The organism is Paenibacillus sp. FSL H8-0280, from assembly GCF_045040665.1.
Lineage (GTDB): Bacteria > Bacillota > Bacilli > Paenibacillales > Paenibacillaceae > Paenibacillus > Paenibacillus xylanexedens_A.
Genome location: NZ_CP150296.1, coordinates 6,687,611 through 6,708,138, shown reverse-complemented (window position 1 = coordinate 6,708,138; position 20,528 = coordinate 6,687,611). Strand labels below are relative to the sequence as shown.

Below are 20,528 nucleotides of genomic sequence, written 5' to 3'. Positions count from 1 at the left end.
ATCCTTCAAATTATAACGAATTTGACCGATTATGATACGGAAACTATTTCCGTGAGCACCAGAAACGTGTAACATGAATTATAGTGATAATCGACAAAATTAGACGTCTCTCGCCATTGTGGATGGAAGGAATACATAGATGAGAAAACACTGGATTATGCTGACCATAAGCTTCATATGTATTGTCATTGTTCCACTGGGTTGGATCGCCCAGACGTTAATTAGCGAGCGGAGTAACCCCCAGGCTACAGAGGGAAAAATTGACCTGACCCAATGGGACTTTGATCGCAAGGGTGCAGCATCTCTAAAGGGTGTCTGGGATTTCTACCCTGGGCAGTTGCTGAGTCCGGCAGATATTGAAGCAAGTGTATCCGGTCGCAAGCCTTTGCCGGCTTCGTCTGGCACTCAGGTTCCTGCCCGATGGAACAAATCTTTGGGTCAGGCGCATGGGTATGGAACCTATCATTTGCAAGTTCAGCTTACACCCCGAACGATGAAAAATGATTATGGTATACGCACACAGAATATACGCATGGCCCACCGGGTATTTATCGATGGGAAAGAGATTGGCGGCAAAGGGCTACCAGGAAAGACCAAGGCGACAGATATACAATTAAATCTGCCCTTTACAGGATTCACGTCCATTGAGGGCAACACGGCTGACATTATCATTCAGGTATCAAACTATAGTTATTCTTCCGGGGGCATTGTAGCGCCCATTTTGTTTGGAGACGAGCATAGTATTCTGAAAAGTCAGCAACAAGATTGGCTCAAGGATCTGATGGCCTTATTCGGTTTTATCTTGCCAGCCGCCTTTTTTCTACTTCTGTTCAGATTACGACGTACGGAGAAGGAGCTTCGTTTTCTCGGATTATTCAGCCTTTCTGGTGCGGTATACGCTCTGACACATGGGGAGAAGTTACTGGGTACGTTTGTACCGTTCCTGACCAATAATGAGATACTTCGGATTCAGCTTCTTAGTTCAGCCTTTGCCTATTACTTTTTGCTTCGGTATATGGATGCCCGTGTGCCAGGAGCAGTTCATCAGTGGTTTGTTCGTCTGGCTGTAGTGCTAATTATTACCCAGACCATTGTGGGTATTACGCTCCCTCCGACGCTTTTCTCGTCTCTTGAGCTTCCCATGTTGCTGATCTCGCTTGTTGTCATGTTCTATACGCTGCGAGCCATGTTCTATTGGTTGAAAGGACGACCGAATGATAGCCACTTTGCACTCGTGAGTATGATGAGCATACTCATGGTGGTTGTGTTGTATACGCTTGGTGCGTTCACTACCCTAGACACAGCGTTCTTTGCGCTGATTGAACTTTTATTATTTGTATTTGCCCAGATGATTGTGACCGCAATCCGCTTTGCAGAATCATTCCGAGACGTGGAAGCCCTGTCGGAGCGTTTGCTTGCCATCGACAGCCTGAAGGACGAGTTCATGGCGAATACGTCTCATGAGTTACGAACTCCCCTGCATGGCATCATTAATATTGCACAATCCATGCTGGAAGGGGCAGCTGGAGCAGTCACGCCCAAGCAAGCCAAAAATCTCTCCATGATTACTTCAACCGGTAAGCGCCTATCACTGCTGGTTAACGACATTTTGGATTTTGCCAAATTAAAAAATAGTGAGATTGAGTTGAAACGGGTAGCTGTCGATCTGGAATCCGTTGCACGTACCGTGGTCGAGGTATCGGGATTCACATTCGAGGACAAGCCGGTTATATTGATTCAACAATGGCCCCAGTCCTTGCCTCTTGTTGAGGCAGACGAAGATCGCCTAAGGCAAGTTCTGTATAACTTGCTGGGTAACGCCTATAAGTATACTGAGCAGGGTGAGATTCGATTGTACGCCAGTGTTGAAGGGGATTGGGTGAAGGTATCGGTCGCTGATACAGGGGTAGGCATTGCCTTGGACAAACAGGAGGATATCTTCCAGGCGTATGAGCAGAGTAACGGCACGATTGAGCGATTGAATAATGGAACCGGACTGGGTCTGAGTATTACGCGAAAACTCGTTGAGCTTGGCGGTGGTGAGATCTGGGTTGAATCGGAGCCGGGGCAAGGTTCGACCTTTCATTTCACCCTGCCTGTTATGAAAATGCCGCTGCTGCAAACTCATTCGAAACCAGCTGCCGCCCGATATGTTGCTGCACAGGGGGCAGGGGCGAAGGAGCTTGTTACAAGAGAGTCAGATGAGCAGGATGATCTTACGGAAGCGGAGTATACGATTTTGATTGTGGACGATGACCCCGTGAATCGACAGGTATTGCTTAACCTTTTATCGACGGAGCGGTATCGTGTGATTGCAGCGGACAGCGGGTCCACTGCGTTGAAACTCCGTGAGGAGTTCCCGTCCATTGATCTTGTTATTACGGACTGGATGATGCCTAAGATGTCCGGGCTTGAGTTATGTCGCAAACTGCGCGAGCACAGTTCCCTGTCAGAGTTACCGATTCTGATGCTGACCGCTCGCGGGTTGCCTGAGGATATCAAACACGGATTCCAGGCGGGAGCCAATGACTTCCTGAGCAAACCGGTGGATGCCGGTGAATTGCGTGCCCGGGTTCGGACGTTAATTGAGATGCGGAGCTCAGTACAGGAAGCTATTCGGACGGAAATGGCCTTTTTGCAGGCCCAGATCAAGCCACACTTTCTATATAATGCACTCAATGTCATTATCGCGACCTGTGCAGTGAATCCAGACAAAGCAACCGATCTGCTGATTGAATTGAGTCATTACCTGCGTGGAAGTTTTGATTTCCAGAACAGGGAGCAGCTTGTTCCTTTGACCAAAGAGCTGGAATTGGTGGAGTCTTATGTGCATCTGGAACAGGCGAGATTTGAGGAAAGACTGGTGGTTGAGTATGAGGTGGAATCGGACGTGCATCTGTATCTGCCACCTCTCAGTATTCAGCCACTTGTGGAGAATGCCATTCGCCACGGCGTAATGGAGCGGGCAGCAGGCGGGACAGTTCATCTTCAGATTTTCAAAGAGAGCGAGCATGTAGTCGTACAGGTCCAGGATGATGGTGTAGGTATCCCTCCTGAGCGTATGGCTCAGGTCAAGTCTGGGCGCATCGAAGGTCCGGGAGGTGTCGGGCTGCAAAATATAAACCGTCGCCTAATGTCTCTGTATGGTCAGGGACTCGAGATTCATAGCCATGTGGGTAAAGGCACGCAGATCCGATTCCGTATCCCTGTGCACAAGGTGGATTATTCCAAATAATGTGCCGAGTGAAGCAATTATGGTTAACAGACTAGGGGGTGTCTGAAAACTCCGAAGGAAGCAGATTTTGCCGAATTTTCGTTCCAAGCCAGGAAGTTTTACGCAGGCGTGCCGTGGCACGTCAAGGGAAAGTGACGCAGCAGGGGGCGAAAAGGCGGTAAAAGATGCACTTCAGAGTTTTGAGACACGCCCTAATAAGCGGATGCCGATAAAATCGGTATTCCTATTGAATCTTTCATGGCAGGAGGCTGAAAGAACGGTGAGAGCCATTGTGATTGATGATGAGAAGCCAGCGCAGCTTCATCTGGAGCGACTACTACGAACGGACGGACGAATTACACCCGTGCAATGTTTTTCAACAGCTCGTGATGGTCTGCATTTTCTGGCAAACGAACGTGTAGATGTTGTATTTTTGGACATTGGAATGCCGGAGATGAATGGCCTGGAAGCGGCTGAATATATACAGCAATTGGATCAGAGTATTCGTATTATCTTTGTGACAGCTTATGCGGACCATGCAGTGGAAGCATTCGAGCTGCATGCACTGGATTATGTACTGAAACCGGTAAGCTCGACCCGATTGGCCAAAACCGTTGATCGAATCGCGGGCATAATGTCGCATCATTCCCAAGTTGCAGCCACCGCCGAGGTACAGGGATCGGAACCCGTTCCAGTGGATTTGGATACTGAAGTTCCGGGGCTGCTAACGTTCAAACATCTGGATATCTACAGAAGTTTGGATCAGGGTGCCAAGAAACATAAGTGGCGCACAACCAAATCACAGGAATTGTTTGCTTTTTTGTTTCATCACAGGGAAGAATGGGTAAGCAAGGAGATTCTGCTGGATAAGCTATGGGGTGATGTTTCCCAGGAAAAGGGATTAACCCATCTACATACTTCCGTGTACCAGATTCGAAAGCTGCTTAAGGAATGGAACATGACAGGCAAGCTGGAGTACAATATGAACCGCTATCGTCTGTTATCAGGAAATCTGGTAAGTGATGTGGATCAATTCGAAAAATCCATGGTCTACAACGTCATCACATCAGACAATGTTGATGACTTGAGGCATATGATTCCGCTTTATCGTGGTGATTATCTGGAAGAACATGATTATCGTTGGGCACAGGCCAAAGCAAGGGAACTCAGACGCAAGTATACAGCGCTGGTTATGGATATCGCGAAATGGGACATGGAGCATGGTCACGGCAAGGAAGCGATTGAGCAATTAACGATATTACAGGAACGGGAGCCTTATTCGGAAGAGATCTGCCGACTCATGATGGAAGTGTATGCATCTATGGATGATCAGCAAGGCATACTTCGTTTATATCATTCATTTACATTGACATTAAATGAGGATCTGGGGTATCAGCCGGAGCCCGAAACAAGCAGGTTATATCAGAACCTGACGGACCAATAAACGCATGTAACGTAAGTTCAGACAGGAGGGTGAGGCATGAAGCTATTCATACACCGCAAAGATTTGCGTACGGATGATTTGGCCGCATTCGATTATTTGCGGGAACATCAAGAAGAGAGTGTGCATGTTCTCATCTGCGATTCATTCCTCCTGCGGCAAGGCCGAGAGAAGGAACACAGCGGTGTGAATTTCAGGCAGCACGCAGCGGATTTAGGCAGACAGTATCTTGAAGCCAAACGAAAACTGCATGTTGCTTATGGCAAACCGGCTGAAGTGGTTGAATTCATCCTGAACGAATTCAAAGGTGAGATTAACGAGATTGTGGTCCATCGGGACATGACGCCATATGCAATCGAGCGGGATAGGGCCATACGCAAAGTCAGTGAGGCGCACGAGGTTTCGTTCACACAACTGACGGATCATCTGCTGATGGATCTGAATGGATTTGCCAATTTTATAGGCAAGTCGGAGCCATATAAGGTATTTGCGGCTTTTCATCGGCGTTGGGTGGAATTCATGAATGAACATCCCAACCCTCCTTCGGCAACAACGGTTGCAGAGTTGAAGGTGAGTGATCGTCAGATTGAATGGCCGGATGCAATGCAGGTACCTCCGGAGTTGCTGGAGGGCAGTGGTTCGAATGACGAGGACCCGCATCTGCTGTTGGATCAATTTTTGTCGGATCGAATTGCTGAATATGGGGATCATCGGGATGAATATGAGGCCTACGAACCAAGCCATCTCAGTTCTTACGTGGCTGTGGGGGCTGTATCCATTCGCAAAATGTATGATGCGGCGAGTCGCACGGCAGAAGCGGGGGAATGGATCAGGCAGTTGTGCTTCCGCGACTTCTATCTGTATCGTGCGGTCTATGAGAGTCACTATTTTACATATGAAAAGGTGTACGATCTCTCGGCTCTCCATGATGATCACTTTGAACGGTGGTGCAAGGCGGAGACAGGCATTCCGATTATTGATGCAGCGATGACGGAACTGAATGAAACCGGACATATGCCAAACCGGCTGCGGATTCTCACGGCGATGTTTCTCACCAAAAACCTGCAATGCCCATTCACCTTGGGCGAAGCTTATTTCAGGCGCAAGCTGCGTGACTATGATAACATTCAAAACCGTGGTAACTGGTTATGGTGTGCCTCGCTTGGTGAGAATGCGGCTCCGTATTTTCGTGTGAACAATCCGGTAACACAATCCGAGAAGTATGATCCGCAAGGTGATTATATTCGCAAGTGGTTGCCTGAATTGAAGGATCTGCATAGCAAGGACATCCATCAGCCGCGCAAGGATGCCATTGTCGATCTGAAGGCATCGAGACAGGCAGCTATCGACGTGTATAAACAGATTCTGGCGAGTCGTGCGAAGTAGACTCAGTCAGGAGCGGGATGCATGCCCAAACCCAAAATTACCATTCTCATCCGGTTGATCCAATATTCATTTGGTTGAGAGCAGGATGTTCCACAGACCGCGTACTCGCGGTCTTTTTTACATATATAGACATGAAAATAGTGTGAAATGTGTTGAAAATTTAGGAATTGTTAAGAAAATAGACTATCCATCTTAAGCATTATGGCTTTTAATAGATAGAGAGCTTTATTGTATTAAGTCATATCTGACATATTGACGAACACATTAAGGAGAAACGTAAACATGAGTGAAACACTGAAAAGAGAGAGAATTCCAGAGCTGAATCTGGTGCGTGCCATGGCAATTATCGGCGTACTGTGCGTGCATTCCACGTCCTATGCGACGGTGGACATGACGGGTTCAGGCTACTACTGGCTGTACAACTTTATTAATATCTTTATGAAATATGGTACGCCAACCTTTATTTTTATGAGCAGTTTTGTGCTGTTTTATAACTATTATTCCCGTCCACTGGATAAGAAACTCGTGAGTAACTTCTACAAGAAAAGATTTGTGTATATTTTGCTTCCGTATTTTCTGTTTTCATTAATGTATTTTGTGTTGCTGCATTTCACGCATTATCAGGGCCGACCTTTCGGCGAATCGGCAGTAAGTTTTATCACGAAATTGTTTACAGGTAAGGCCTATACACATCTGTACTTTGTATTTATTAACATGCAATTTTACCTATTATTCCCATTGGTGTTATGGTTGCTTAAGAAATATCCTGCTGTGGTGAAATGGTCTGTTCCGATTGGACTATTGATTCAATGGGCATTCATCGTAAGTAATAAATATGGATTCCAGGTACCCAACAAGGGAAGCTGGGCGTTCTCATACTTCTCTTATTTCATGCTGGGTGCTTTTATCGGGGTATATTTCCCTAAAATCAAGCAATGGTTTGTCATCAGTCGGGCCAATGCAACCAAAGGACGTGTAGCTTCATGGATTCTGCTCTGGGCGGTATGGATCATTGCCGGACTTGGCCATGTGTATATCTATTACCTGCTGCGTCTGAAGATCGCAACATATAACACACTGTGGTATGAATTCTTCTGGAATGTGCATACCTTTGCTTGTGCGCTGGTGCTTATCCAGATTGCCTATCTGCTCTATCGCAAAGGGCCTTCACTCATCGTCAAGCCGCTGAATCGGCTTGGGGCATTGTCGTTCGGGATCTATCTGATCCATCCCTTCTTCCTGCTGGTGTATCGTGAATTTCCGCCGCAAACAGGTGTTTCCTGGTTAGTGCATCTGTGGTATGCCGGAGGATTCGGTGTAGCTCTGATCGCTTCGTGGATCGTCGTTGGATTGACGGCAAGGTTTGTTCCATATGCATGGGTCATCTTTGGCAATCTGCCAAAACCCAAACCACGACTGGTCCCACAACAGAACTCCGGCCAACTGGACGTTTGATAAGATGTATTTCCAACACAGGAATAATAAACCGTTTCTTGGTCGACCTTAGGGAAGAGCAGGGAGCGGTTTTTTTCGTCTATACAGATATGCTGGATGTGGGGAACGAGTGTTTCTTTTTCATGTATGAGGGGTAATCATAAGGCGGAACGATAATACATTATGGATAACAGGATTAAGGTGAATATAATGACAACATGCGAAAAATGCGGGAGACCGATGCAGGATATATTGGAATATGTGGAACACATTCTTCACGAATGCAGTGAACAGACACAGGAGTACAACTCGAAAGATTATCAGGCCTATGGCCATGAGGGTGTTCACGAGCAGATGTGATACAATAGAAAGAAACCGGATTCATACGGAACCGAGGTGACAACATGGAGACGGGTCCAGCCCCTTTCCGGCAAGGAAAGACGGAACAAGAAGCGCGACTGAGCAAAACGTGTATGTATTGCGGACAACAGCGGCCAATGTCCGAATTCCGGCGCAGAACCGGAAAGCGGGCAGGTCCCGGAGCCAGGCGTGGAGCCTGCCGCAGCTGTCGCCAGCTTGGTGGACAGGCTGACCACGAGTCAGGTTCAAGTGTCGGACGAACGAATGAGCGGATGGAGCGTCAACGGGATGGCTTGGATACACATGCTGTTCCTGCCAGCCCCTCTGCATCTGCGAGAAATGAGGCAGGTCGTACCTCCCATGGTATAGAGCAGGGATCTGCTACGTTGGCTGAGTCTGACAGAAGTCTGGTGTCTCAACCTTCAGTAGAATCGTCATCTTCGAATGACGATGAACGTGCTGACTTGGTGACTTCCTCACCCTCTTCTTCGGGTATTCGGAAGAAAAGGAGAAGACGGAGGAAGAGCAAGCGTTCAGAGAGCATAACGGGCAATGAGCTGAGAGAGACGAGTCTGAAGCAGGATGGCTCGGCAGGTGAGGTAGGAGATGATCCACAGCCAGGCGAGCGCTGGCGTGGCGAAGAAGGGCATTCGCAGGGGCATGCTGCTGCGAATGAAAAAGGCACTGCACAGCGGGCTGGCGCGCGAGCAGCCGCTGCTATGCAGGCCGCCGAGCAAGCTGCGGCGGCCCACCAAGCTCTGCTGCCGGCTGAGCCGCAAGGCCCGGCAGCAGAGCCCATGGCTGCGGATCAACCGACCGCAGCCAAACGCAAGCGCAAGCGGCGCCGCAAGCGTGCTGCCGCGCTCGCGCCCGGCGCAGGGCAGGCCCGCAGCGTAGCTGCTGAGGCCCATGCGCCGGCACTGAGCGACCGTGGCGATGCCACCACGGTCGCTGCACCTTCGGCGGCGGAGGCACAGCCTGCCGCCACCGGGCGCGAGCCTGGGCAAGCGCCGGGGGCTGCTGCGGAGGCAGGGCCTCCTGCGCCCGTGCGCCAGCCTGGCTCGCCAGGGTCCAAGCCGCGCCAGGCGCGCAAGGAGCGTGCGCCCAAGGCGAGCGGCGAAGACGCTGCCCGTGTTGCATCTGGGCAGCGACCCGCGCATGCCAGCCGTAGCCACGGGGCTGGCACGGATGGCCGCCCCCGCCGCCAGACGCCGTCGGCCCCGGTCGCTATCGACCCGGAAGATCCGGCTTCGCTCCGGACCAACCGGCAAGGCATGGTACGGATGCGAGGTAAGACGGACAAAGGCAGACGCTGGCATCAGGAAGTGGACATGGAGCTTGCGGTCACGCTGGTGAAGGAAAAAGCCGCTGTGGTGGTCAATCGGTACACGATTCGCCGATTGTTCAGCAACAAGGATTTCAAGCGGTATATTCTGACCCGGGATCACTACACCTGTTACTTCTGTGGATCGTATGGAGATACGATTGACCATCTGCTGCCGCGTGCCAAAGGTGGACATACCACTCCGCTCAACTGTGTCTGCGCCTGTAATCTGTGCAACCAGTCCAAAGCAGCGATGGATGCCGAAGAGTTCATGCGTTCCGGTATTCCCGAATGGAATGCTGCCCATCAGGCAGAACTGATTGAACTGGCGATGCAGGAAGCGCAGCTGGAAGAAGGATAAATGCCCCCGAAGATGGAATCGGGGTTTTGATATGAAGAGCACACCAAGACCACAGAGGTCGAGGTGTGCTTTTTTGATTTAATTTTGATTGGGGTGGGAAGTCAGTTCGCTGTGCAATAATTTCTTCAAATTGACAACGGTGTTCATCGAAGATGTACGTTATACTGGGAGGGAGTTGCTTAAGAAGCTTCATCATCCATATGAATGATGAAATGTATAGTGAACATCAAACCTGAGAACGTAGACTGTATAGATTGGATGGATGCAGATGACCCCGGCAGCATTGGACATTATGTCATATATTACGGAAGAAAATATTCGTTTCTGGCTGGAGAAGTTTCGCTCCCTGGGCCCGTTACCGGGAATTTTGCTTACGTTTATGAAATCATTTGTACCACCGCTTCCAACGCTGTTGATTGTGGGCGTGAACGGTGCGGTATATGGTCTTTGGGCAGGATTTTTATATTCATGGATCGGCATGGTGCTCGGTTGTACCGTTACGTTCCTGATCGTACGGGAGATTGGGAAATCAGCTTTTGTAGAGCGATGGGCGCGCAAACCTCGTGTGCAACGCAGCATGGTATGGATTCGAAGGAATGCATTCGGTTATGTTTTCCTGCTAAGTATCTTCCCGGTAGGTCCGTTCGTCATTATTAATGTGGCAGCAGGTATCGCACGAATGCGCTTGTTATCCTTCCTGCTTGCGGTGGGCTGTGGTAAAGCGATCATGATTTTCTCTGTTACGTACATCGGTTCCAATGTGGAACAATTTCTGGAGCACCCTGTACGCTGGGTAGGCGTATTGCTGTTTATTGCGATATCCCTGTGGGCAAGCCGCAAACTGGAGCGGCACTTTACCCGTTCATCGTCAGATGGAGAAGATCTACATGATCTGAATCAACCCTCTGGAAAATCGATTTCCTCTTAAATATTTATGGTTTGATAAATTCAATGATATAGAGGGATGTCATGACGATTCGTGCTCGTATATTGTTATCTTATATTCTGATGTCTTTCCTACCCTTGATTCTTTTGGCGATTACGTTATACCTAATTTTAAATGCCTTTGTTGGTGATTTTATAGGTCGCTACCATCTTGACTTTAGCGATAACAAAAATCCTTTTAAGGTCATTATGACCGAGCAAAAAGAGGTCTTCACTGATATGAAGTTGCAGGCCTCTACCGATCCGGATCAACTGCTTAATCCCTCTTTGCTCGATAGTTGGGAAAGCCAGCTTAATCCAATTAACATGAGCATCGTTTTGCAAAAAAACAATCAATTGGTATATGCATCGCCTTCCTTGGATCAAACAGAGGTTGCAAAAGCATTTGATTCCATTGAAATGCCCGGTAGCTTTGTTGATTATTTTTATATCTCGAATAACTATACATTTCAATACAAAGATCTGAGCGAAGGCCATCTATATATCGTGACCGATATAGGGCCTTTGTCTGAATATCTGGGAAAATATTTAGTGATTTCCCTCCTACTATTGATAGCTATCATCTTGCTCACCAACGGTGTGCTTACCTATTTTGTATTTCGCAGCACAGTTAACCCGCTACAAAAATTGCGACGTGCTGTCGATCAGATCAAAGAGGGTGATCTTGATTCGACTGTACATTTTCAAAAAGATGAAATCGGCGGACTATTTCAAGCCTTCGAAGAGATGAGAGCACAACTGAAGCATTCCAAGGCAGTTCAACTGCAGTATGAGGAGAATCGGAAGGAACTGGTCTCTAACATATCGCATGACTTAAAAACGCCGATTGCCAGTATTAAAGGTTATGTTGAAGGCATTCTGGACGGTGTTGCGGATAACCCGGATAAGATGGATCGATACATCCGGACAATCTATGCCAAAACAAAAGACATGGACAAGTTAATCGATGAGTTGTTTATGTTATCGAAGCTGGATATGGGGAAACTACCGTTTTATTTTGAAAAGGTGAACATTAACAAATTTCTCGAAGATTGTACCGAAGAGATGCAATTTGTCCTGAAGGAAAAAGGGATTAACCTTACACTCGAGTTGTCTACGAGTGAGCCTGTTTTGATTAAGGCGGACCGCGAAAAGCTCAAACGAGCCATCAGCAATATTCTGGATAATGCCGCGAAATATATGGATAAAGAGCAGGGAATCGTTCAAATCCGTTTACAAGATGAAGGCGAATGGGTTCATTTGCAGATCGAAGATAACGGACAGGGAATGCGAGAGGATGAGCTTCCTCATATATTTGAACGATTTTATCGTTCCGATCTGTCGAGAAACTCAGAGACGGGTGGTAGTGGATTAGGTTTGGCAATCGTCAAACAAATCATTGAAGAGCATGGCGGCGAAGTTCAGGCTGCCAGTGAAGCTGGGGTTGGCACAAGGATATGGATCAGGCTGAGGATGGTGATGCCACATGAGTAGAATCTTGATTATAGAGGATGAGAAGAGCATTGCCGAACTGGAGCGTGACTATTTGGAGATAAACGGGTATCAGGTCGATGTGGAGTACAGTGGCGATAAGGGGTTAACCCGTGCCTTGAATGAGCTTTATGACTTAGTTATTCTGGATGTCATGCTTCCCAAAGTAGACGGATTCGAGATTTGCCGAAAGATTCGCAGTGAAAAAGAGATACCGATTATTCTGGTCTCCTCCAAAACGGAGGACATTGATAAAATTCGTGGATTGGGTCTGGGCGCTGACGACTATATTACGAAACCGTTTAGTCCCAGCGAAATGGTAGCCAGAGTGAAGGCACATCTTTCTCGATATGAGCGTTTTCTAGGTAAGCAGCAACATGAGGAAATAAGCCTCGGGGGTCTGCGGATTAATAGAACAGCGAGAAGAGTGTTCGTGAATGAAACAGAAGTCCAGTTTACGACAAAGGAATTTGATCTTCTGGCCTTTTTGGTAGCCAATCCAAACCGGGTGTATAGCAAAGAGCAATTGTTTGACCGGATATGGGGCTCTGAGTTGCTGGGGGATCATAACACCGTTGCGGTACATATTCGAAAATTACGAGAGAAAATTGAGGCTGATAGCTCCAATCCACAATACATAGAGACCATCTGGGGAGCGGGATATCGAGCCAAGCCCTGACAGATGTTAAATGTCTCAACAAGACTTTCAGCGAAACGAGCTGGGAGTCTTTTTTTTATTTTTCAATCAGTAAGTTTATCAAAATTTAAACTATGTTTATGTTTTGAAAAGACCTTCTTTAGTGCTAGATAATATGGCGCATTTAGAATTGGGAGTATAGAAATTTTCCAATGGGAATGCAAAAGGAGTCGTTAGACATGAAGAAGATGGTACGTATAGTTGTGTATTTCTTGGCCTTTATTCTTCCACCTGTTGTGGTGGGGTTAGTCAATATTAGCAGCTTGCCAAGGGCTGGCCAATTTACCGTACAGTCGTCAGCGGAACAGATCGCTAGAAATGCAGAGCCTCCTGCATATGATGCACAAAAACCAACGGTGGCTGTCATGCTAGGTGCTGAGAAAACCGAGGCCATCGACTTCATGGCTCCGTACCAATTGTTCGCAGCCTCAGGGGCTTTTAATGTGTATGCCATAGCCCCTGATAAACAGCCAACTACCCTAACGGGAGGGCTTAAAGTTATGCCTCATTATTCTTATGCAGAGCTTGATGAGATGCTGAAGAAGGAACCGGATGTGATTGTCATTCCGTTTATCCCTCCAGGCTCAGACAAGGGAGATCAAGCGGTACGGGATTATCTATTAAAGCATTCAAGCGAGAAAACAATCATATTGTCCATCTGCAATGGAGCAGAAAATTTGGCGAGCACAGGTCTTTTGGACGGGTTATCTGCAACAACTCACTGGGGTGATATTAATGGGGTCGAAAAAAAATATCCTGAGGTGAACTGGGTTCGTGGAATGAGATATGTGGATTCGGGTCATATCGTTAACTCATCTGGTCTCAGCTCTGGTATAGATGCATCGCTTTATGTAATTAGCAAATTTGCTGGTGAAGACACGGCGAAGAATCTGGCTGCGAGCATCCACTATCCAACCTATCATTTCGTTGGCAACCCTGAAATGGAACAATATAAAATGCAGCTAAGTGATACCTATGTCTATTTAAACTATGCCTTTAAAAAGAAGGAAGAAACAGGTGTGCTTCTGTATCCAGGAATGGATGAGCTTTCCTTAATAACGGTATTTGATACTTATCCAGCGACCGGAACGACTCGTTTGATCACGATTGCTGATTCGTATGAGCCGATTCTAACGAAACATCATCTCTATCTCTTCTCTGAGTACGATGTTGCAAGTGCGCCCGAAGTGAACCGAATGCTGTTGGCAGGGGGGCAAGTGAAAGGATTAGCCAGCACCGTTATCGAACATTGGAATAAGAAAAGCGAAAATACTGAACTGGTTTATCTGAATGCCGATGCCCCAAATCGTTATGTTTTGGAGCCGATCCTGGAGGACTTGGCGAAACACACGGATGTTCTGACGGCGAAATATGCTGCCAGACGTTTGGAGTACAGGGGTGAAGACATGCATTTGACAGGAAGCCCTGTATCCCTAGGCAACATTTTTAAACCTATGCTTATCGGACTGTTGTCATTATTACTTGTGATATTTATATTCCGATTGTTCAAATCTAAAACTTAATGCAGAAGATAAGGGAACTGACACCGAACTGGGAGCAGCGCACGTATATTCGAGCAGTCAACATATTGCCGAGAACTGGAAGGGACTAAACGACTAACGGTTGAAGCGCATAGATAATTAAAATAGACTGTTCTCCGGCATGTTCTCCTACTTGTCCGGGGAACAGTCTATTTGTCCATGCTTGAATACTCGACCAATTTCTCCTGTGCATTGTGTAATAAAGTTCTTTTTTCTCTCCATATGTCGGTTATAATTTCTTCCCATTCCAGATTTCTAGTAGCGGTCCGTGCTGCCCATAGACGGGATCGGTATCCGGGATCGGAACCTTTCGAATTTCCTGAAGAGCCTTGGCACGATCGTCTTCCTCACCTGTGCGTGTGTTGTAACTCATGCCGCCCGGATAAGCACCGGCAATACGAAAATCAGTGCTGGACTCCAGACGTTTATGCCCTGTTACAGCGGGAAGCACGACAACGTCGCCTGTCTGAAGGTAAACTTTCTGTCCATTTTCTCCGCCTAAAATCAGTTTCACGAATCCACTCACCACAGCAAGAGCCTCATGAGCATTACTATGATAATGATGATAATTGAACACACCATTCAACCAGCTATTTCCCCATCCATTACGGTTCAGCAACGATTCTGCGTGAAGGGCCTCTTCAGCCCATACGTTCTTATACAAAAGCACAGGTAGGGTCGGATGATTAGGAATTACACCGTCATCCTGAAAGAATAAAGTCTCTATGTCCTTTTTCCGTTCATTCATCTCACATCACCTCACTTTAAATTACCCGATAAACTCAAAGACGAACAAAAAACAATTGTAAAATGATACAAAATGTATCATTTTAAGGTTATACTCAGTACATATACTCTCTTCAATGCACTCGTTGTATAAATCGCAAGGGGGAATCGTGTGTGAACATTGTGATTACAGGGGCTTCTGGATTTGTGGGATTTAATCTTTCGCAGTATTTGGCGCAAAAGGGGCATCAAATTACCCTTCTGGATCGGGATGATTATTGTCAGAGGCTGGTTCATATCTCTCCTCTGCATGAGATGCCGTTCATCTGTTGTGACCTTGCATTGGACCGGATTCATCTGCCTCCAGGAACAGATTACATTATTCATCTGGCAGCCATGCCACACGTGGATTATTCGTATCATCAGCCAGGGGAAGTTTTCCGCAATAATACACTCAGCACACAGGCTATTCTGCAATATGCGACCGAACATCACATTCCAGTCTTGCTGGCTTCATCCGTTGAAGTGTATGGCGGTGATTGGGGCAGAGTCTATCACGAATCAGATCCGTATGCACCTGTCTCACCTTATTCCGCATCCAAAGTTGCCTGTGAAATGCTGGCTCACTCCTATGCTCAATGTTACCAGCTTCCAGTTAAACTCTTTCGTTTGACTAACCTCTATGGTCCATGGCAATTGCCAGACCGTATTATTCCCCGAAACTTCGGTCGAATGCTGGATGGACTACCTCTTGATATCCAGGGATCGGCAGTACGTGATTTCTTGTATGTAGATGATGCCCTCCGGGCCATTGAACAGATCATGCTGAAAGGCAAAGACGGACAGGTTTACAACATATCAACAGGGCTTGGAACAACCATGCAGGAGATCGGGGAGATACTTAAACCGATGGATCGATCCGTAGCTGCTGTAGAGATTCGGGAGCAAGAACCAACCCAGTCCAGGGGGTCCAGTCTGGTCGTACATTCAGGCAGATTGCGAGCGGAATTGGGATGGTTACCACAAACCACATTGGAAAAGGGATTGGATAAAACCTTCCGTTGGTATCGGGAACATCCCGAATGGGTCAGACAGTTCAGTAGTGAATACCATACAACAAGGGAAACGCGCAGTTTCATTATCGATATGGCAAGATACGCAGTTCCAGCAGTATAGAACGCACAAAAAAAGCCAGGGAAGGGTGTATTGAGTAACACCTTCCTTGGCTTTTTTGCGCCTCCGTCTCATTTTCAGATTTCATCCGAACACGGACAGTTAGGCTAGTTCATAACGATCTATTGCACGAAATGATCGTGCTGTTGGACCTCACATTAAAAGGATCTAGTGATGATCTTTTTTAATGTCGGCAATTTTATCCTGTACAGCACCTTTGGCTTTGTCTTTTTTACCCTCAGCCTGAAGGGATCTGTTGTTGGTTGCATTACCGATCTGATCCTTCACTTCGCCTTTGGCTTTATTTACGCCTGCTTTGATTTTATCGCCAGTTGAATTACTCATATCGAACATCTCCTTCGTTTCTGGTGTAGTCCTTATTAACCGGGATGTCCGCATTCTAAACGTTCATATTTCATGGCGGTCAGAAATTTGTTCTGAATATTCTGTCAGAAATGATCTGTACGAAGAGTCCTTATAAGTATAGGCATTGCTTAATCGCGTGCTTCATTAAAGGAATGAGAGGATGTTATGATATGGGCAATTATATTGGCAATGGTGCGTATTGTTATGCTAATTCAGCTTCAATGCTTCTGTCGTCCATTGGAGAAAAGGTTGACCCGAGTGTCCTTGAAGCTATAGGTGGCTTTTCCCTGGGAGCTTTCCGCACGCAGGAAGACCTTCTGTTTTTTGATGACTGTACATCTAGTCCTGATCTGGCCATCAGCAAGGCGATGAGCATTCTGGGATTTAGTGTGCGCGAAAGTGTGCAAGCACGGGGTACAGAGATGCCTGTAGATGAGCTAAGAGAGGCTTTGAAGCAGGGTCCTGTCATGATGGGTCCGCTGGATATGGGCAAACTCGTCTACAATCCCAACTCTCCCAACCTGGGTGGTTGCGATCATTATGTAGTGGCGCTCAATATGAAGGGCGATGAAATATGCCTGCATGACCCGGCCGGATTCCCCAATGTCTTCCTGACACTGGATAAACTTGAGGAAGCATGGAAGTTTGAATTCCCATGGAGTAGCGGTGTGTATCGAAGATGGTGGAGTCCTGAACGCATTGAACATCCTGATCTGGAGGAGATTAACCGCCGGGCTTTTACTTGGTTCAAATCAACCCTTACAGAACAGACCCATGATATTGCTGCACAGGAAGGACGAACCGGAGCTTCAGCCATTCTGCATAAGGCGGAACAGGTTCGTGCTGGAGCAATCGATGGTAATGAGTGGGCTCATTATGTGTATTTTGCTCTGCCAGTAGGCGCGCGTCGTGCCCATGATTATGGTCTGTTTTTTAAAACAATCCATCCTGACCTTTCTGCTTTGAAATATGCACAATCCCGCCAATTCGGCGAATGCCAATCCCGTCTGGTCTCTCGGAACTGGGAGGCTGCTGCGACAATCATGGTGGCACTCGCGGAGACGGAAGCCATGATCGAAGCTTCTATTTTGAAGATGGAGTAATGAAAGTGAAGCGGCGCTATAAGAAAGGGAGATATACATGGATGGATTAAATAACAATCGCCATATCAGGCCAGGGGAAGATGAGACATTAGAGGATCGGCAAAAGGAGCCGGATATCGCGCTTATCCAACGAGCCCAAACTGGGGATATAGAGGCCTTTGGAGAGTTAATTCACCGTTACCGTGGGCAATTGTTTCGTTATGTACGAGCACTTACGTATGATTCTTATCTCGCAGAAGACATTTTACAGGATGGGCTTATTCGTGCGTTCATTCATATGGGACAGCTTCAGAATGCTGAGCGTTTTATGGCCTGGATGCAGCGCATTATGCGTAATCAGGCGTACTCACATATGCAGCGCCAAAAGCAGCAGCGGGAACAACATTTTTCTTCGTTCTTTGCATTTGGATTAAGAGCTGATGATGCCTCATGGAGCGATCAAGACTCGCTCGACATAACGCTGAATCATCTTTTGAATGACTCAAATCGGAGATCGCAGGAGACAGACTATGATCCGTATCAAGCTGTTGCTCAGCAGGAAATGAGGAACAATCTCCACAGGCTGTTGGGTTGTCTGAATGAAAGAGAACAACAGGTCTTCACATCATATTGGATGGAGCAGCTGTCACCGCAAGAAATGGCCTACAAATTCAACCTGACAAGTGCCAATGTGTATCAAATTCTGTCCCGTTCACGTAAAAAAGTGTCTCAGCTTCATATTCATTTATCTGTAGAAGAAATGCTGGCAGAGTGGAATTCACTCGGGCAAAATCGAGTGATTCTGGAGGAGCCCCTTTCGTTTCGGGCTCCCCAAACCTGGAACTCGGCAGCAGCGTCCATTCACGAGATGTTAGGTTATATCGGTCCATCTCCGTCTCTCCCCATGGTTATGGGGATGAGTGGACTTTCTTTTCGTCTGACCATCCTGCCTCAGGACATACATATCGCTGGACCCACCGCCTATAACTTCAAAGAGGTGCTTACAAGAGGATTGCAACATATGGGTTATCGTTCCCATGCGGTTGAGGCTTTGGCGAGCGAAGCGGGACTTAATGCCAATCTGGTCGATCCTTCGATGCTAGAGGAGAAAGCGAAGGGGAAAAGGTTGCTTAATCCAAGACTTGTTCAGGCCCTCTCCCTGATACGTTACGCCATTCATCGGGGAATTCCGGCCGTTGTGTGGGACCTGAATATTCCCGAATTCGGGTTGATCTATGGCTATGATGACGCAGCCCGGACCCTATACGGTACCGATTTCATTAAATCAGGAACAATTCCCTATGATCATGTAGGCCGGGGTGTGAATCAGGAAGTATTTGTACTGGCAGCGGAATCGGATGGCATGATACGAGAAATGAACTTGCACGCGGCACTGACAGCTGTTTTGGCTCATTATCGTGGGGAGGATCCGTATACCTTGCCGAACACAGTCAGTGGTGTGGCTGCCTATGCAGTCTGGAGAGAAGCCCTAGAATACAGACGGGTAGAACCGAACGGTCACGCTTATAACATTGCGGTTTTGTGGGATGCAAGACGTAATGCAAGTGAGTTTTTCAAAGAACTTTCACTAAAGTGGGCTTCGATTTCCAGCTATTCCAGCTTGATTCCATTCTGTCTTCAGGCAGAAGAGTTATATCGAAACATCTCCCAAAAGTTAAATAAACTCGCAGAATTATTTCCTTTTCCAGATGGAGGACTGCCTAATGAGAAGCTTCATGCCGATCAGGCCATCTCGATACTTCTGGAAGTGGAGGAATTGGAGCGAGCCGCCGTCGTTGCAATAAAAGCATTGCTTGAAGAAATGGATCAGCATTCCCCAGAAATAGTTATGGTGTAACCTAAATGATTCAATCGGGCGAATAGTAAAGCAAATATCACGAGGCAGGACGATTTGTCAGGCCTTCTTTGTGTCTTTTTTGCTTTCATGCCAGAATAGGTTCATACTTGAACAAGAAATGATGTCATTTCAGGAATAAGGCTGCACCCCTAGCTGCATAATAACGACAGTGACCAATTTCGTTGCATGAAATTCATGGTTTTGGAAAACAATTCCTGAATCATTCAGTTGAAAAAATCCTTCCTTGTGTACATATCGCACATATGGTCATATGGGATCTTGTCTTCATACCACATGTGGTAGTATGACGGATCTGGGACAGGAGAATAATCGATTTTAATCCGACCGCATTGCTTGACAAAAAAATCGATTTTGCTACAATGTTCACAATATCTTCACAAGTGTAAAAAATTTCTTTTTCATGTTCATGTGTAAGAGGTGTAATATAAGGGTATAGAGTTCGGTTTCGGCCTGCTTGTCGTTTTGTGCGTCAACACATGTTGTCCGCAATAGATCCAAGATACAATGCATGATATGGGAGTGGCCCTGAGCTACGCTCATCCTATTGTGTGAAATTTGGTACATTTAGATGTATTCGATGTATTTTGTGGTTCGGCTCTGCTTGACAGGCATCATGAAAGTCGCGGACTTCTATCCCAAAGTAAAGGAGGACTTTCTCTTATGTCACAATCGCCTACTCAACAAGAGGTGCCAGTTACAGAAGGTGCCAACGTTTCCGAGCGCCAGTCCTTGGACGTTCTGGATCAACTGATGAAGCCTGAGGTACAGGAGTCTTTAACCGTTCTGGTGGAGAACCTGCCTAAATTGGCTGAAATGGTTACTGCTATGACAAAAGCTTATGACTTTGCACAAAGTGTAGCAACAGACAAAGTTCTGATCAGCGACACAATGAGCGCAATGGGCGAGTTCGCTAAGCCTGTTGTAGACAAAGCTAAAGGTGTAGCTTCTGCTGCCATCGAAGCCAATGACCGTGCGCAAACAGAGCAAACTTCAGTTGGCTTGTTCGCTATGCTGAAAATGCTTAAAGATCCAAACGTACAACAATCGCTTCGTTTTGCTCAATCTTTCTTGAGCATATTGAACGAGCGTCAACAACCGAAACGTTAAGACTTAGAAGAACGGAGGATGG

The 20,528-nt window shown here is 46.9% G+C and carries 15 protein-coding genes; 13 read left to right on the top strand and 2 right to left on the bottom strand.

Annotated elements, in window-relative coordinates; translation table 11 throughout:
• The first annotated feature begins 139 nt into the window (after window positions 1–139).
• From MHI12_RS29180 to MHI12_RS29140, 9 genes are all read left to right on the top strand, one after another.
• Window positions 140–3,235, top strand: coding sequence for an ATP-binding protein (locus MHI12_RS29180; RefSeq protein WP_405171030.1), 3,096 nt, complete (start codon window positions 140–142; stop codon window positions 3,233–3,235).
• 67 nt (window positions 3,236–3,302) lie between these two features.
• Window positions 3,303–4,658 carry a response regulator gene (locus MHI12_RS29175; RefSeq protein ID WP_405171029.1) on the top strand — a complete coding sequence of 452 codons (1,356 nt, stop codon included), beginning with the start codon at window positions 3,303–3,305 and terminating at the stop codon, window positions 4,656–4,658.
• A gap of 36 nt (window positions 4,659–4,694) precedes the next feature.
• Entirely contained in the window at window positions 4,695–6,041 is a 1,347-nt protein-coding gene (locus MHI12_RS29170) for a cryptochrome/photolyase family protein (RefSeq protein ID WP_405171028.1), read from the top strand.
• Window positions 6,042–6,323: 282 nt separating this feature from the next.
• Window positions 6,324–7,496 carry an acyltransferase gene (locus MHI12_RS29165; protein WP_341009505.1) on the top strand — a complete coding sequence of 391 codons (1,173 nt, stop codon included), beginning with the start codon at window positions 6,324–6,326 and terminating at the stop codon, window positions 7,494–7,496.
• Between the two features lie 383 nt (window positions 7,497–7,879).
• Window positions 7,880–9,520 carry an HNH endonuclease gene (locus MHI12_RS29160; protein ID WP_405171027.1) on the top strand — a complete coding sequence of 547 codons (1,641 nt, stop codon included), beginning with the start codon at window positions 7,880–7,882 and terminating at the stop codon, window positions 9,518–9,520.
• 268 nt (window positions 9,521–9,788) lie between these two features.
• Complete coding sequence (locus tag MHI12_RS29155; protein ID WP_405171026.1) at window positions 9,789–10,448, top strand: TVP38/TMEM64 family protein; 660 nt, start codon at window positions 9,789–9,791, stop codon at window positions 10,446–10,448.
• A gap of 41 nt (window positions 10,449–10,489) precedes the next feature.
• Window positions 10,490–11,938, top strand: coding sequence for an ATP-binding protein (locus MHI12_RS29150; protein ID WP_405171025.1), 1,449 nt, complete (start codon window positions 10,490–10,492; stop codon window positions 11,936–11,938).
• On the top strand, window positions 11,931–12,614 hold the full coding sequence (locus tag MHI12_RS29145) for a response regulator transcription factor (RefSeq protein ID WP_405171024.1): 684 nt from the start codon (window positions 11,931–11,933) through the stop codon (window positions 12,612–12,614). The genes MHI12_RS29150 and MHI12_RS29145 overlap by 8 nt, the downstream gene beginning before the upstream one ends.
• Window positions 12,615–12,811: 197 nt before the next feature.
• Window positions 12,812–14,155, top strand: coding sequence for a DJ-1/PfpI family protein (locus MHI12_RS29140; RefSeq protein WP_341009502.1), 1,344 nt, complete (start codon window positions 12,812–12,814; stop codon window positions 14,153–14,155).
• A gap of 247 nt (window positions 14,156–14,402) precedes the next feature.
• On the opposite strand, the gene MHI12_RS29135 is transcribed toward MHI12_RS29140, so the two are convergent.
• Entirely contained in the window at window positions 14,403–14,921 is a 519-nt protein-coding gene (locus MHI12_RS29135; RefSeq protein WP_405171023.1) for a hypothetical protein, read from the bottom strand.
• Between the two features lie 152 nt (window positions 14,922–15,073).
• Between MHI12_RS29135 and MHI12_RS29130 the strand changes: the two genes are divergently transcribed.
• A complete protein-coding gene (locus tag MHI12_RS29130; protein WP_405171022.1) occupies window positions 15,074–16,075 on the top strand; it encodes an NAD-dependent epimerase/dehydratase family protein in 1,002 nt (333 codons plus the stop codon).
• A gap of 165 nt (window positions 16,076–16,240) precedes the next feature.
• Here MHI12_RS29130 and MHI12_RS29125 read toward each other — a convergent pair whose 3' ends face one another.
• A complete protein-coding gene (locus MHI12_RS29125) occupies window positions 16,241–16,417 on the bottom strand; it encodes a CsbD family protein (RefSeq protein ID WP_074092719.1) in 177 nt (58 codons plus the stop codon).
• A 191-nt stretch (window positions 16,418–16,608) separates the two neighbouring features.
• Between MHI12_RS29125 and MHI12_RS29120 the strand changes: the two genes are divergently transcribed.
• The 3 genes from MHI12_RS29120 to MHI12_RS29110 all read left to right on the top strand — a co-directional run bounded on the left by MHI12_RS29120 (window position 16,609) and on the right by MHI12_RS29110 (window position 20,506).
• The gene (locus MHI12_RS29120) at window positions 16,609–17,541 is read left to right on the top strand and encodes a hypothetical protein (protein ID WP_405171021.1); all 933 of its coding nucleotides are present in this window, start codon (window positions 16,609–16,611) and stop codon (window positions 17,539–17,541) included.
• A gap of 37 nt (window positions 17,542–17,578) precedes the next feature.
• Window positions 17,579–19,378, top strand: coding sequence for an RNA polymerase sigma factor (locus MHI12_RS29115; RefSeq protein WP_405171020.1), 1,800 nt, complete (start codon window positions 17,579–17,581; stop codon window positions 19,376–19,378).
• 681 nt (window positions 19,379–20,059) lie between these two features.
• Entirely contained in the window at window positions 20,060–20,506 is a 447-nt protein-coding gene (locus MHI12_RS29110; protein WP_017691658.1) for a DUF1641 domain-containing protein, read from the top strand.
• The last annotated feature ends 22 nt before the right edge of the window (window positions 20,507–20,528 follow it).

What these genes read in the sequence shown, in the direction of transcription:
- MHI12_RS29180 (WP_405171030.1), top strand. Translation starts at nt 140, where the DNA reads ATGAGAAAACACTGGATTATGCTGACCATAAGCTTCATATGTATTGTC.
- MHI12_RS29170 (WP_405171028.1), top strand. Translation starts at nt 4,695, where the DNA reads ATGAAGCTATTCATACACCGCAAAGATTTGCGTACGGATGATTTGGCC.
- MHI12_RS29165 (WP_341009505.1), top strand. Translation starts at nt 6,324, where the DNA reads ATGAGTGAAACACTGAAAAGAGAGAGAATTCCAGAGCTGAATCTGGTG.
- MHI12_RS29160 (WP_405171027.1), top strand. Translation starts at nt 7,880, where the DNA reads ATGGAGACGGGTCCAGCCCCTTTCCGGCAAGGAAAGACGGAACAAGAA.
- MHI12_RS29155 (WP_405171026.1), top strand. Translation starts at nt 9,789, where the DNA reads ATGACCCCGGCAGCATTGGACATTATGTCATATATTACGGAAGAAAAT.
- MHI12_RS29150 (WP_405171025.1), top strand. Translation starts at nt 10,490, where the DNA reads ATGACGATTCGTGCTCGTATATTGTTATCTTATATTCTGATGTCTTTC.
- MHI12_RS29145 (WP_405171024.1), top strand. Translation starts at nt 11,931, where the DNA reads ATGAGTAGAATCTTGATTATAGAGGATGAGAAGAGCATTGCCGAACTG.
- MHI12_RS29140 (WP_341009502.1), top strand. Translation starts at nt 12,812, where the DNA reads ATGAAGAAGATGGTACGTATAGTTGTGTATTTCTTGGCCTTTATTCTT.
- MHI12_RS29135 (WP_405171023.1), bottom strand. Translation starts at nt 14,921, where the DNA reads ATGAATGAACGGAAAAAGGACATAGAGACTTTATTCTTTCAGGATGAC.
- MHI12_RS29125 (WP_074092719.1), bottom strand. Translation starts at nt 16,417, where the DNA reads ATGAGTAATTCAACTGGCGATAAAATCAAAGCAGGCGTAAATAAAGCC.
- MHI12_RS29120 (WP_405171021.1), top strand. Translation starts at nt 16,609, where the DNA reads ATGGGCAATTATATTGGCAATGGTGCGTATTGTTATGCTAATTCAGCT.
- MHI12_RS29115 (WP_405171020.1), top strand. Translation starts at nt 17,579, where the DNA reads ATGGATGGATTAAATAACAATCGCCATATCAGGCCAGGGGAAGATGAG.
- MHI12_RS29110 (WP_017691658.1), top strand. Translation starts at nt 20,060, where the DNA reads ATGTCACAATCGCCTACTCAACAAGAGGTGCCAGTTACAGAAGGTGCC.